Genomic DNA, 13260 nt, shown 5'->3' with positions numbered 1-13260 from the left:
CGATCCGCAGCGCGAACGCCGGTTGAATTGTGCGGGGTAGCCATGCGTGATGACGCGCTGCGGCCGCCCTTGTAGTGTCCCCGCGGCAAGAGGGAGAAACGCATCATGAAGCGCTGGAAGCATCGCCCCGAAGGATCGACCTGGGGCGACTGGGGCGACGACGACCAGCTCGGCCGCCTCAACCTGATTACTCCGAAGAAGGTGCTGGAAGGCATCGCCGAGGTGAAAGAAGGCCTGTCGTTCTGCCTCAGCCTGCCGCTCGACTTTCCCGGCGGCAACGTCCTGAACCCGCGGCGCCTGCCGCCGGTCCTTTCGCCGACCGGCGACGAAAACGGCTGGCGCTTCAACTTCCTGACCAACAGCCTCAACCCGCTGTTCGCCGACGTGGCGAGCGACGACCGCGTGATCCTCACGCTGCAGTATTCGACGCAGTGGGACACGCTGGCTCATGTCGGCGGCCTGTTCGATGCCGACGGCGACGGCGTGCCCGAGCCGCTCTACTACAACGGCTTCAAGCCGGGCTCCGACGTGGTCGGTCCCCAGCCCGATGCCGGTCGCGACGGCTGCGGCCATCTCAGCTACGCCCACAAGCTCGGCGTCGAGAACATGGCGGCCAAGGCGATCCAGGGCCGCGCCGTGCTGGTCGACCTCGAGAAGCACTACGGCCGCGACCACAAGTATGTGAGCTACGACGACCTCAAGCGCGTGCTCGACGCCGACAAGGTGGTGGTGGAGCCCGGCGACATGCTGTTGCTCTATACCGGGTTCACCGACGAGATCATGAAGATGAACAAGAACGTCGACCCGGCGCGCGCGCACGCGATGTGCTGCGTCCTCGACGGCCGCGACCAGCGCCTGCTGCAGTGGATCACCGACAGCCAGATCTCCGCGCTGATCGCCGACAATTACGGTGTCGAGGCGGTGCCAGCGAAGCCCGGCCCCGATGATACCGAGCACCCGTCGCTGCCGATCCACAATCACTGCCTGTTCAAGCTGGGCCTCAACCTCGGCGAGATCTGGTGGCTGAAGGACCTCGCGCTGTGGCTGCGCGACCGGAAGCGTTCGCGCTTCCTGCTGACGGCGCCGCCGCTGCGCCTGCCGGGCGCCGTGGGCTCGCCCGCGACTCCCGTCGCCACGGTCTGAGTCCGATCGCCGCGATGTCGTTCCTGGCACTGGTCGCCCAAAGACTGAAGGCGGAACGCTTCGCGCTGCTCGACATCGGCTGCTCCGGCGGCCTCGATCCGAAATGGCGCGCCTTCGGCGACAGGCTGAAGGCGCTGGGCATCGATGCGAGCGCCAGCGAATGCCAGCGCCTCACCGCGGAAGAGCGAAATCCGGATGTGTCGTACGTCGCCGCTTTCGTGAGTCCCAGCGCCGACAAGGCGGTCGATTTGTCGGCCGGGCCGGCCGCGCCGCTGATCATGAAGATGCGCGACCGCATGAGCTTCATGCGCACACGCGAGATCCGCGACGCACGGCTGCAGACGGCATCGGCCGAGGAGCAGCTCCGGCACAACGCCTGGGAACTGACCGGGCTCGCCGATCCGAACAAGCCGGTCGTGGTACCGGACCTTCTGAGCGAACGCGGCTGGACCGATCTCGACTACATGAAGATCGATACCGACGGCATCGACTGGCAGATCCTGCAGAGCTTCGAGGGGCGCCTGCCACAGGACCTGCTGGCCGTGCAGATGGAAGTGAACTTCGTGGGCGATGGCTCCCCCGACGAACACTCCTTCCACAACACCGACCGGTTCATGCGCCGTCACGGCTTCGACCTGTTCCGGCTCGACGTCCGCAACTACTCCTCGCGCGCGCTTCCGGCTCGCTACATCTGGCCGACGCCCGCCGAGACCCATTCCGGCCGCCCCTTCCAGGGCGAGGCCTACTACGGGCTCGATCTGCTGGGCCCGAATGGTGCGACCAAGCTCACCGACCTGAGCGCCGAGAAGATCGCGAAGCTGGCGGCGATCCTGTCGGCCTGGGATGTCCCGGATGCCGCCGCCGAGCTTCTGGTCGGTTGCCGGGACAGGTTGAAGCCGGTCATCGACGTGGACCGAGGGCTCGATCGGCTGGCGGCGCAGGCCCAGGGAGATCGCGCCCGGCCGCTGGATTACCGGAGCTACATGGCGAGGTTCGAGACCGATCCTCCGGACTTCTACCGTCCCGAAGGACCCATCCCGCTGCGCGAGCGGCTCGCCGCTGCCTGGCACGCATACATGCGGCCACGCGACAGGCGCTGACTACGCCTTCTTCTCCCAGCCGCCGCTGTCGGTCTGCTGCCAATAGGCCACCGCATGGCCGGCAGTCTTGTATTCCTTCCAGCGCTCGCGGGCGTCGGCGAGGGCCGTGTCGTCCCGACCGTCGAACAGCTCGAAGCAGCGCTTGTAGTCGCCGACCTTCTCCGACTTCGCGCGGTCGGCGACGAACAGGAAGGCGGCACCGTTGGGGTTCTCGTCGAGATGCGTCAGCCAGATGGGCTGGCGATCGGCTTCACCGTCGCGTGCGGCGCCGTGCGGCAGGAAACCGTCGGGATCGTAGGTCCAGAGATGAGTGTTCAGCGCGTCCACCCGTTCTTCCGACCCCAGCAGCACGACCGCCCGCTCCCCGGCCTGCAGGGTCTTGGACAGCAGGCGCGGCAGCGTGTCTTCCAGCGACGATCGGGTCAGGTGATAAAAATTGACCTCGGTCGCCATCGGCGAATCAGCGCTCGTAGTTCTCGGCGATCAGCCGATCGAGCAGACGCACGCCGTAGGCCGTCGCGCCCTTCGGCGTCGTCACGTCGCCCTTGCCCGACCAGGCCACGCCCGCGATGTCGATGTGAGCCCAGGCCACGCCGTCCTGCACGAAGCGCTGCAGGAACTGCGCCGCCGTGATCGAGCCGCCGTCGCGGCCGCCGCCGACGTTCCTCATGTCGGCAATCTCGGAGTCGATCAGCTTGTCGTACTTCGGTCCCAGCGGCATGCGCCACAGCTTCTCGCCGATGCCCGCACCGGCCGCCCGCAGCCGGTTGGAGAGCTGCGTGTTGTTGCAGAACAGGCCGGCGCGCTCATGGCCCAGGGCCACGATGATGGCGCCGGTCAGGGTCGAGAGCTCGACCATCGCCTGCGGCTTGAACTTCTCCTGCGCGTACCACATCGCGTCGCACAGGATCAGGCGGCCCTCGGCGTCGGTGTTAATGACCTCGACCGTCTGACCCGACATCGACTTCACGACGTCGCCCGGGCGCTGCGCGTTGCCGTCGGGCATGTTCTCGACAAGGGCGCACACGGCCACGACGTTCGCCTTGGCCTTGCGGCCGGCGATCAGGGCCATGGCACCCGTGACGGCGCCGGCGCCGCCCATGTCCCACTTCATGTCTTCCATGCCGCCGGCCGGCTTCAGCGAGATGCCGCCGGTATCGAAGCACACGCCCTTGCCGATCAGCGCGACCGGCGCCTGGCCCTTGGGACCGTTCATCCAGGTCATGACCAGGAGCTGCGAATCGCGTCCGCTGCCCTGTCCGACCGCCAGTAGCGTCTCCATGCCGAGCTTCTTCATCTCGGCCTCGCCCAGCACCTCGACCTTCACGCCGAGCTTGGTCAGCTCCCGGGCGCGGCGGGCGAACTCGACCGGATAGAGCACGTTCGGCGGCTCGCTCACCAGGTCGCGCGTGAGGAACACGGCGTCGACCACGGGCTCGAGCTGTGCGTAGGCCTTCCGCGCGTCGGCGGGACCGGCCAGGACGATGGTGAGGTGCTGCAGCGAGAGCTTCTGCTCGGGCTTGTCCTTGGTCTTGTACTTGTCGAAGCGGTAGCTGCGCAGCCGGACACCGAGCGCAATGTGGGCGGCGATCTGGGCCGGCGTCAGGCGGGTGCCCTTCACCGGATCCACGACCACCGTGACGGCGGTGTGGCCAGCGGCATTGGCTTCGGCGGCGATCACCCCGCCCAGCCCCTCGGCCGCGCGGCCATCCAGTTCCTTGCCCTTGCCGACGCCCAGAAGCAGCAGGCGTGCAACGTCACCCGAGTGACCGAGAACGGTCAGGGTCTGGCCCTTGGCGCCGGTGAACCGGCCGCCCTCGAAGGCGCGAACGACGGCACCGCCAGACGCGGCATCGATGGACTGGGCGGTCGCGAGGAGCTGCTTGTCAGCCCCGACGAATACCGCGACATTGCCCGCAAAGGCCTTCGGAAAGGCCGAAAATTCCACTTTCATCCAATTCCCCTGCCCCAAGCGCCTGATTGGCGGCGATTTTTCGCCCCTGCGGCGGGTGCGCGCAAGCGGTGTTTGACCTACAGGCCCCCGCAAAATCGGGGTGGCATCCGGCCGCCAGCACCAGTATCAGTACCGGCCCTCAAAACGGACATGGAAATGACCTCAGGAACTTTGCCTCGCGTCTCGGTCGTCGGCCTCGGCAAGCTCGGTGCCCCCCTTGCGGCGGTCCTCGCCAGCCGTGGATTCACCGTCGTCGGCCTGGACGTGAACAAGACGTTCGTCGACGCGATGAACGCAGGCAAGATGCCCATCGTCGAGCCGCAGCTCAACGAACTGATCGCCGCCAACAAGGAGCGCCTGTCGGCCACCATGGACGCCAACGAGGCCGTCCAGAAGAGCGACGCCAGCTTCGTGATCGTGCCGACCCCGTCCGACAGCACCGGTTTCTTCTCCAACCGCTTCGTGCTCCAGGCGATGGAGACGCTCGGCAAGGCGCTGCGCAACAAGAAGGGCTACCACATGGTCGTCATCACCTCGACGGTGATGCCGGGCACCATGTCGGCGGAGATCGCGCCCGCCCTCGAGGCCGCCTCGGGCCGCAAGATCGGGCCTGAACTCGGCCTCTGCTACAATCCGGAATTCATCGCGCTGGGCAGCGTCGTCCGCGACATGCTCTACCCCGATTCGATCCTCGTCGGTCAGAGCGATCCCAAGGCCGGCGACATGCTGGCCACCATCTACCTGCAAATGTGCGAGACGAAGCCGCCGGTGCAGCGCATGAACTGGGTGAGCGCGGAGCTGACCAAGATCTCGGTCAACACCTACGTCACGACCAAGATCTCCTACGCCAACATGCTGGCCGACATCTGTGATCGCCTGCCGGGCGCCGACGTCGACGTCGTCACCAAGGCGCTGGGCGCCGACACCCGCATCGGCCCGAAATACCTCAAGGGTGCGATGGGTTATGGCGGCCCCTGCTTCCCGCGCGACAACGTGGCGTTTGCCGCGCTCGCCCGCAAGCTGGGCGCCCGCGCCGACGTGGCCGAGGCGACCGACCGCATCAACAATTTCCAGATCGAGCGCCTGTCGAACCTGGTCGCGAAGTTCGCCAAGTCCGGCACGCGCATCGCGCTGCTCGGCCTGTCCTACAAGCCGCAGACGCCCGTCGTGGAAGAGAGCCACAGCGTCAAGCTCGCCGCCAATCTCGCCGACGCAGGATACGTGGTCGTCGTGCACGACCCGCTGGCGCAGGACGCGGCGCTGGCCGTGCTGGGCGACAAGGTGGTCGGCGCCTCCTCTCTCGAGGGCGCCGTGCGCGAGTGCGACCTGCTGATCGTCGGCACCGGCTGGCCGGAGTATAAGGACATCGATCCCGCCTGGTGCAAGCGCGACGGCCAGCGCCTCACCGTGCTCGACCTCTGGCGCACGCTGCCGGCCGAGAAGTTCGAGGCGGTTGCGGACATCCTGTACCTCGGGTCCGGCCGCTAGAGACGGCTGGGACCTCGTCCGGATGAAAAAGCCCGCGCCCTCGCGGGCTTTTTAATGCCCGGCATTGGCAGCAAAAAACGAATCTGGCACAGACGAGCGATGCCCCCGCCGCTCTCCCCTCCCGTAATCATCCAGCCTGACTGGCAGGTTTCAGACGATCGGGGCGAGGCAGGCTTGAAGCTCGACGCCCTCCTGATCTGCTTCCTGTCCTTCTGCGGGCTCATCGGTCTGATCCTCTGGTACGACAATGCCCAGGGCATCACGGGGAACGGCGTCTTCAAGGCCCTGCAGTTGAAGCCGTGGGTGCAGGCCCCGGCGACCGCCTCGCTCGACCCTTCCAACTACCTTTACTTCCCGATCCTCGGGCGCCTCTGTGCCCTTCTCGATTTCATCGGCGTCTATCCCGGCGACCCGCGCCGACAGATGACCGTCATCCATGCCGCCAGCGCCGCGGCCTGCCTGTCGATGGTGTACCTGTTCGTGCGGCACCTGACCCGTGACCGAACGATCGCCTGGCTCGCCGCCCTGTTCCATCTCGCCGGGGGGTTCTTCCTCAATCTCGCGATCAGCAACGAAGACATCATGCCGTCCTACACGCTGATGTTCGTCGCCATGGCGCTGGCCGGCATGTGGTTCGTCCGGCCGACCGTCCAGCGTGTCGCCATCGTGTCGGCGGTCTTCACCCTTGCCTGGCTCTCCGAGTGGCGACTGATGTTTCCCGCCCTGCCGGGCTTGGTGCTGGCACTGGCGATCGCGCCCGGCAGTCCCAGGCTGCGCCTCGGATGGATCGCGACCTTCCTGCTGACCTCGGTCGCCGTCTCGGCCGTCCTGCAACTCCTGTGGGGGAGCCAGCCCGGAAATCCCTACCGCCTCGTCGATCTCGTCTGGACGGCGAAGGGAGTCGAATCCGGTTGGGCAGGCTTCGCCGCCGCCAAGTGGTGGTTTCTGTGGGCCGGTATCAGCGAGACGCTTCTGGGCGGGCGCAATCTCGGCGACCTGGCCTCCCTTCCACTCTATTGGCGCGAGATGGGCGCGGCGACCGTCATCATCCTCGGGCTGGCCATTGCCGCCTTGCTGCTCTTCTGGCGCAACCGGTTCGCCCCGCAGACGCGCATTATCGTCGCCGTCTTCGGCGGAACCTTCGCAGCCGGCGAGGTGATGAACATCTATTCGCAGCCCCAGGATCCGCAGATGCAGATCAACGTCATGCCATGGCTGACGATTGCCGCGGCCCTGATCGTCGCCCATGCCTCGCGCTGGCATCGGCGCGCAGCGCTGGCGGCATTCGGCTGCGTGTCGGTGGGAATCCTCGCCTACAACGTCCAGGCGCTTGCCGCGACGCGCGGTGAGGACACGCGCTGGCGAAACACGCTCCAGCGCATCGAGGAACACGTCCCTCCCGCGAAGAGCTTCCTGCTGGTGCATGGGTTCGAAAGCCTGGTTTCCCAGACCTACTACCACTGGAACGGAGACTGGAAGTTCTTCGACGCGCTCGGCCCCGCGCCCACGCCGGCCACGAAATTCAAGGTGCTGGCGCTGGTCAGCGGCGCGGTGAACCGTCCCCGTCTCACCGGCCCGGAACTGGCGGCGGAACTCGAGCAGCAGATCCTTCAGGCGATGGCCCTCGGATACGACGTGGTCGCGGCCGACGTCTGGAACTGGGAGCGGGCCAAGATGGAATCGGCCCTGTCGACGGTGGCGGACAGAAGCAAATCGGATGCCCTGTACGACATGCTTCACACGAGATTCACCGGAACGCCGGTTTATGTCGATCCCGTGGCGGGCCCTTTCGTGCGGCTGACGCCGATGGCACCGCGCCGGTAGCATTTCCCGCGCGCGCCGCCGCCCTTGGCACCTCTACCCGCCGTGTGGCAGAAACCTTAAATCTTGGAAAAACAGACACTTACGACGATTGCCAGGCGACCTGATCCCACTCCCCCCTGGTGGTCGGAGCGGACCTGCGTCGTCGATCTCGCCATCCTCTTTCTCGCGTCGCTGGCCGGGCTCGTCTGGCTGGTCGGCTGGCTCGACAATCCGCAGGCCCTCACCAGCAACGGCGTCTTCAAGGCGATGACGGTCCGGGACTGGCTGAACGATTACGTCAAGACGCCCCTCGACCCGTCGAATTTCCACTACTACCCGTTCATCGCGGTCTTCTGCCATCTGCTCGACCTGATGGGCATCCAGACGGGCGATCCGCGGCGGCAGATCGCCCTCATCAACTGCCTCTTCGGCGCGATCAGCCTTTGCATCGTCTACCTGCTGGTACGCACCGTCAGCGGCCGCCGCGATGTGGCCTGGGCCGCGGCCGCCTTTCACCTGGGCGGTGCATTCTTCCTCAATCTGTCGATCAGCAACGAAGACATCATCCCGTCCTACACGTTTCTGCTCGGCTCGCTGGCCCTCGCCGCCGTCTGGTTCGTCAATCCTACTCCGGGCCGCATCGCCGTGGTCGCGGTCGTCTTCGCCCTGTCCTGGCTGTTCGAGTGGCGGCTGATGTTTCCGACGCTTCCTGCCCTGCTGGTCGCCGTCACACTGGCTCCGGCGCCTCTTTGGAAGAGGTTTCTGCGCGTCGTGATCTTCCTGGCCGCGATGGTCGGCACCGCGGAGGTCGCGATGCAGCTCTGGGGGCCGCACAACGGCAACGTGGGCACCGTGCGGGACCTCCTCTGGACCGGCAAGGCCGTCGAATCCGGCTGGGCCGGCTTTGCCATGCGCAAGATGGTTTTCCTCTGGGTCGGCATCACCGAGTATCTCCTGGGCGGCGCCAACATGGGGGATGCCTCGTACCTCAGCGTCATCCGGACCGAAGTCCTGACGGCCACTGTTCTCATCACCGCGATCGCCATCGCCTGGCTGGTCCTCGTCTGGCGCGGCGCCGGATCGCTGAGCCCGCGGGTCCTGGCAGCACTCTTCGGTGTGAATTTCCTGGCGGGCGAGGTCTTCAACTTCTACTCGCAGCCCCAGGACCCGCAGATGCAGATCAACGTCATGATCTGGCTGACGGTGGCCTGGGCGACCATCGTCGCGGCCGCCACCCGCCGCTACGGTCCGGCGATGCCGAAGATCGCCCTGATGCTGGGCGTCGCTCTGCTGTCCTACAACGTCTACAGGATGGCGCCGGCACGGGGCGCCGACGGGCTTTGGCGCAACGCGCTTCAGCGTATCGAAAGCCAGGCCGATCCGGCGCGCACCGTCTTCCTCGTCCACGGTTTCGAGCAGCTCGTTTCCGAGACCTTCTACGAGTGGCGCGGCGAATGGAACTTCTTCGGCAAACTGGGACCCGCCCCCGCACCCCAACCGAAAATCAAGCTGCTCGCCTTCGTGAACGGGCCGATCCATCAGCCGAGCGCGAGCGGCGAGGAGATCGCAGCCGAACTCAGTCGCCAGATCGGCCATGCCATGGATCTCGGCTACCAGGTGGTCGCCGACTATGTGTGGGAGCTTTCCGAAGCGAACTTCACCTCCTACATGGCGACGGTCGCCGACCCGACAAAGGCCTCGACGATCTACAGGACGTTGCACGCGAAGTTCACCGGCACGCCGCTTTTCGTGGACCCGGTTGCCGGCGCCTTCTTTCGCCTGCAGCGGGCGGATTGAGCCCGCTATATGACCTTTGGCGGCTCTGCTAGGCTGGGCCGTCGAAGCCGTTCTTGGACCTGGAATGACATGAGCACTGCGTTTGCCGCTTACCTCGCTGGAAGTCTTTCGTCGGAGCGCTTCACCTTCATCGATATCGGCTGCTCGGGCGGCATCGATCCCGCCTGGCGCGTCTTCGGAGACCGGCTGCGGTCGCTGGCGTTCGACGCCAGCCTCGACGAGTGCGAGCGCCTGACCCGGGAGGAGACGCATCCCGACGTCAAATATCTGGGTGGATTCGTCGGCTTGAAGGCGGACCATCCCTTCACGCACGCCGCGGCGGGAAAACCGCCGCAGGTCCGCAATCCCTTCGCACGGACCAGCGCCGCGCGCGCCTATCACCTGAAAAGGGAGCGGATGGCCACGGCAACGCTCAAGGAGAAACTCCACGTCAACGCCTGGAACCTGACGAAGCTAGGCGATCCCAACAACCCGATCATTGTGCCGGATGTCCTCAGCGATCTCGGCTGGACCGACATCGACCTTCTGAAGATCGACATCGACGGGCCGGACTTCCACGTCCTGCATTCCTTCGACGACAAGTTCGACAGGCTGAACGTCCTGGCCGCGCGCCTGGAGGTCAACCTGTGCGGCGGCACCGACCCGACCGAGCATACGTTTCACAACACCGACCGCTTCATGCGCGACCGCGGCTTCGAGTTGCTTGCCCTCGATGTCCGCAACTACTCGATGGCCGCGCTGCCCTCGCCCTTCGCCATCACCTCGCCGGCACAAACGCAGACGGGGCGGCCCTTCCAGGCAGAAGCCTTCTACGCGCGCGATCCGGCCGGTCCGGACTGGCGGCACATCGTCGACGCGATGAGCGCGGAGAAGCTGGGCAAGCTGGCGGCCATTTTTTCGGTCTGGGGCCAGCCCGATGCCGCCGCGGAACTCCTGACTCTGTTCCGGGACAGGCTCGCCGCTGTCATCGACGTCGATCTGGGCCTCGAACTGCTGGCCGGCCAGGCACAGATCGGCCGCGGGAAAGCCGACAGCTACGCCAACTACATCGCCGCCTTCGAGGCCGATGCGCCGTCCTTTTATCCGCCGCCGAACTAGAGGGCGCGGCGGCCCCGGAAGCGCAGGACCTTGCCTCGCAGACTCGGATCGATGCGCGGCAAGCCGGCGAGGACCTGGCTGCAGAACGGGTTGATGTTGGCGCCGACATAGTCGGTGAAGAGCGGCCAGAACTTGTTGTAGATCACGTTCACGCCCACGAAGCGGCGCGGCGTCCGACGATTGGGCGGCCGTGATTCGGCTTCCGATGCGGCCGCCTGCCTGAACAGCCGCGAAATCACCTTGAGACGCTTGTTGTCCACCGGTCCGGCATGCCTGCCCGCCCGGACAGGTTCGTCCGTCCGCTGCGTCGCGAGCCCAAACTCGAAGACGAACATGTCGGTCTTCGGGAGAAGCGCCTCGAAGGTATCCCTCTCCACGCCTTCCAGGTCCGTCGGCAGGCCCTCGCACTCCGTCGGGACGAAGATCTTGCCGGTGAAGCCCATGGCCTGCCAGGCAGTGGCGAACCGGCTCACGAATTCGGCGCGCGCCGCGACCAGCATGACCGAGGTCGAACGCGGGAACGTCAGCATCTGGTCGCACACGAACGGCAGGGTGTGCGGGATGTCGTAGGTGAGGTCGTCGTAGAGGTGCCATTCGAGGCTCGTCGACGAATAGGAAACCTCGGCCGGCTTCAGCGCGGCGTCGAGACCGGCGGTGAAGCGCTGGTAGGACGTCTCCCGGTCGAGCCGGATCTCCTCGATCTCGACATCGGGCCAGCCCCAGTTCTCGGCCTGCGAGGCGATATAGGGCGTCGCCACGTCCCAGATGTACTGGTCCTGGTTGTTCATGCGGGTCTGCCGGCCCTTGTTGTTGGCCGCCGCGACGCGGGTGTGGTCGCAGTGATACCCGAACACCTTGTCGATCAGCGTGTCGACCCGGCCGCGATAGAGGGCAAGGCGCGCCGCCAGGTTGGAATCGCAGTGCCAGCCCAGGAGCATCGACTCGTCGAAGCCATGGATGTCGAACATGTCCTCGCGCAGCGCCGCCTGGAAGTCGCCCAGCGCGTCGTACTTCATCGGCATGAAGTTATGGACTACCTGGTTCAGGTGGTAGCGCACCGACCAGTCGCGCAGCTTGGCGAGATTGCCCGCCGGGTCACGCCGGTCGAAGGCCGCTTCCCAGAGCATCTCCGGAAGCTCGAATCGCGGGATCTGGTAGAAGCCGTCGGGCACGGCGCCCAGGATATCGCTGAGCGATTCGTTCTCGACGCGCGGCACCAGCAGCATGTCGGTGTTGGTGTAGAGGACCCAGCGGTTCTTCGGGTTGGACCGCCTCAGCGCCACGTTGCGCGACTGCGACTCCAGCGCGACCAGATGGGTCTTCGACTTGAGATGGGCGTGCTGCTCGGGACGGATCCTGAGAATCCGCATCACCTTCTTGGTCTTCTCCGTCAGCGTGTCGTGGATCGCCTCGGGAAAGGTCGGATGATCGTCCGGCGTGTTGTAGTCGACGAAGAGAATCTCGTCGTCCGGGTCGGACATGACCTCGGAAATCGCATTGAAACTGATCGCGGCCCGCTTGTGCAGATTGTAGCCGTGGGTGTCGTTGCGGCCGTAGAGGATGACGGAAAACATGCTACCTCACGCGACGGACGATGGGCTTGACGTTGGAACTCAGGATACGCGCGCGAGTTCGTTGCGCGCAGCAGCATACTCGATGAGGTCGTGCGGCCCCTGCTCCACGACTTCCTGCCAGCGCGAGCGTGCCGCGGCAGGGTCGGTGGCGGACTTGAGGATGGCCATCTGGAACAAGGCTTCCGCGCGACGCCCGGTCGTATCGGCCTGGGCGAGTACGGCATCTTCCGTGACGGTGCCGGCTTGCAGGCCGAGCAGTGCCCCGGGCCATCCCTCCTGCGCGGGGGCGCCGGCCACCACCGGCTGGCCGGTTCTGATCCTTGCCGTGTTGAGATAGAGCTTCCAGTAAGGGTCACGAGGATCGACCTGGCTCGCCGCCTCCAGGTGCGGAATGGCGGCTTCGTAGTCGGCCAGGCGAAGCGCCAGACAGGCGCAGGCCGCCGGGCGACCGCGCGCGACGTCGAGTTGCAACCGCCAGTCGGCGTTGGCCTCGGCGATCTTGCCCAAGGCCATATTCACGATGCCACGCGTACTCAGTGCCCCCGCATCCCGCGGCCGGGCAGCCAGGACCTGATCCAGCAGTTCCAGCGCATCCGGATGACGACCGAGCACCACCAGAGCCTCGGCTTTCAGGGCGAGCAGCTCCGGAAGGCCGGGACGAAGCTTGAGCGCGCGATCGTAGTCCGCGAGCGCCCGTTCGGCATCGCCCTGCGCCAGATACGCGTTTCCGCGCGCTATGAGGGGCAGGACGTTGCGCCGGAGAGATTGCCGGGCCGAACTATAGGAGATGATCTCCGAAATGTAGGGACCGCGCTGGCGGGCATAGAACGGGCGGTCCGGCGGGCCGGGACGATTGCGCGCGCGCGACAGACGCGCCGCATCGTACCGGGCGCGTGCAAGACTCTCCTGCCCCGTCAGGTCGAGCATCGCGCCCTCGGCTTCGAGGGCATCGGCGAATTCCGGATCGAGTGCCGCGGCATCGGCGAACATGCTGGCCGCAAGCGGAATGTTGCCCGTGCGGGCCACGATACGAGCCCGCAGATAGAGTGCGCGAGCCTTGCTGAGTTCGATCGAGAGCGGCTTTTCGTCTCCCTCTCCCGACCGAGCGCCGCGACGCAGAGAGTCGCGCAAAGAACCTGACAACCGTTCCAGCAGAGACAATTCGGACACTCTTAGTGAATTCCCAGACCGCCGGCCCCATCCCCAGTCCCCATCCATCGCAACCGGGGCCAACAATTTGGCTCGTCCGTGCGACCAGGAAACCGGTCATAGCGTGCAGGCGGGATTACATTTGGCATTTGAC

The 13260-nt window shown here is 66.0% G+C and carries 10 protein-coding genes; 6 read left to right on the top strand and 4 right to left on the bottom strand.

Annotation, left to right across the window (positions count from 1 at the left end; translation table 11 throughout):
- The first annotated feature begins 105 nt into the window (after positions 1-105).
- Positions 106-1143, top strand: a complete 1038-nt coding sequence (locus KQ910_RS17530) for a cyclase family protein (RefSeq protein WP_216963042.1) — start codon at positions 106-108, stop codon at positions 1141-1143.
- Between the two features lie 14 nt (positions 1144-1157).
- The gene (locus KQ910_RS17525) at positions 1158-2243 is read left to right on the top strand and encodes a class I SAM-dependent methyltransferase (RefSeq protein WP_216963039.1); all 1086 of its coding nucleotides are present in this window, start codon (positions 1158-1160) and stop codon (positions 2241-2243) included.
- On the opposite strand, the gene KQ910_RS17520 is transcribed toward KQ910_RS17525, so the two are convergent.
- The gene (locus KQ910_RS17520; RefSeq protein WP_216963037.1) at positions 2244-2696 is read right to left on the bottom strand and encodes a DNA polymerase III subunit chi; all 453 of its coding nucleotides are present in this window, start codon (positions 2694-2696) and stop codon (positions 2244-2246) included.
- Between the two features lie 7 nt (positions 2697-2703).
- Positions 2704-4197 carry a leucyl aminopeptidase gene (locus tag KQ910_RS17515; protein WP_216963034.1) on the bottom strand — a complete coding sequence of 498 codons (1494 nt, stop codon included), beginning with the start codon at positions 4195-4197 and terminating at the stop codon, positions 2704-2706.
- 156 nt (positions 4198-4353) lie between these two features.
- Between KQ910_RS17515 and KQ910_RS17510 the strand changes: the two genes are divergently transcribed.
- The 4 genes from KQ910_RS17510 to KQ910_RS17495 all read left to right on the top strand — a co-directional run bounded on the left by KQ910_RS17510 (position 4354) and on the right by KQ910_RS17495 (position 10383).
- Positions 4354-5685 (top strand): UDP-glucose dehydrogenase family protein, encoded by a 1332-nt coding sequence (locus KQ910_RS17510; RefSeq protein ID WP_216963032.1) that lies wholly within the window; start codon positions 4354-4356, stop codon positions 5683-5685.
- 174 nt (positions 5686-5859) lie between these two features.
- Positions 5860-7509: a hypothetical protein gene (locus KQ910_RS17505; RefSeq protein ID WP_216963030.1), complete on the top strand. Its 1650-nt coding sequence runs from the start codon at positions 5860-5862 to the stop codon at positions 7507-7509.
- Between the two features lie 63 nt (positions 7510-7572).
- Entirely contained in the window at positions 7573-9285 is a 1713-nt protein-coding gene (locus tag KQ910_RS17500; RefSeq protein ID WP_216963028.1) for a glycosyltransferase family protein, read from the top strand.
- A gap of 69 nt (positions 9286-9354) precedes the next feature.
- Positions 9355-10383, top strand: coding sequence for an FkbM family methyltransferase (locus tag KQ910_RS17495; RefSeq protein ID WP_216963026.1), 1029 nt, complete (start codon positions 9355-9357; stop codon positions 10381-10383).
- Here KQ910_RS17495 and KQ910_RS17490 read toward each other — a convergent pair.
- Positions 10380-11957, bottom strand: coding sequence for a hypothetical protein (locus KQ910_RS17490; protein WP_216963024.1), 1578 nt, complete (start codon positions 11955-11957; stop codon positions 10380-10382). The two genes, KQ910_RS17495 and KQ910_RS17490, sit on opposite strands and share 4 nt — an antisense overlap.
- Positions 11958-11996: 39 nt before the next feature.
- On the bottom strand, positions 11997-13118 hold the full coding sequence (locus KQ910_RS17485; protein WP_216963022.1) for a tetratricopeptide repeat protein: 1122 nt from the start codon (positions 13116-13118) through the stop codon (positions 11997-11999).
- Positions 13119-13260: the final 142 nt, after the last annotated feature.

It is taken from the genome of Reyranella humidisoli (assembly GCF_019039055.1).
Classification (GTDB): domain Bacteria; phylum Pseudomonadota; class Alphaproteobacteria; order Reyranellales; family Reyranellaceae; genus Reyranella; species Reyranella humidisoli.
The sequence above is the reverse complement of the archived record's forward strand: the minus strand, read 5'-3'. Positions and strand labels throughout refer to the sequence as shown.

Coding starts and splice junctions, on each gene's coding strand:
- KQ910_RS17520 (WP_216963037.1), bottom strand. CDS start 2,696: ATGGCGACCGAGGTCAATTTTTATCACCTGACCCGATCGTCGCTGGAA.
- KQ910_RS17530 (WP_216963042.1), top strand. CDS start 106: ATGAAGCGCTGGAAGCATCGCCCCGAAGGATCGACCTGGGGCGACTGG.
- KQ910_RS17525 (WP_216963039.1), top strand. CDS start 1,158: ATGTCGTTCCTGGCACTGGTCGCCCAAAGACTGAAGGCGGAACGCTTC.
- KQ910_RS17515 (WP_216963034.1), bottom strand. CDS start 4,197: ATGAAAGTGGAATTTTCGGCCTTTCCGAAGGCCTTTGCGGGCAATGTC.
- KQ910_RS17490 (WP_216963024.1), bottom strand. CDS start 11,957: ATGTTTTCCGTCATCCTCTACGGCCGCAACGACACCCACGGCTACAAT.
- KQ910_RS17510 (WP_216963032.1), top strand. CDS start 4,354: ATGACCTCAGGAACTTTGCCTCGCGTCTCGGTCGTCGGCCTCGGCAAG.
- KQ910_RS17495 (WP_216963026.1), top strand. CDS start 9,355: ATGAGCACTGCGTTTGCCGCTTACCTCGCTGGAAGTCTTTCGTCGGAG.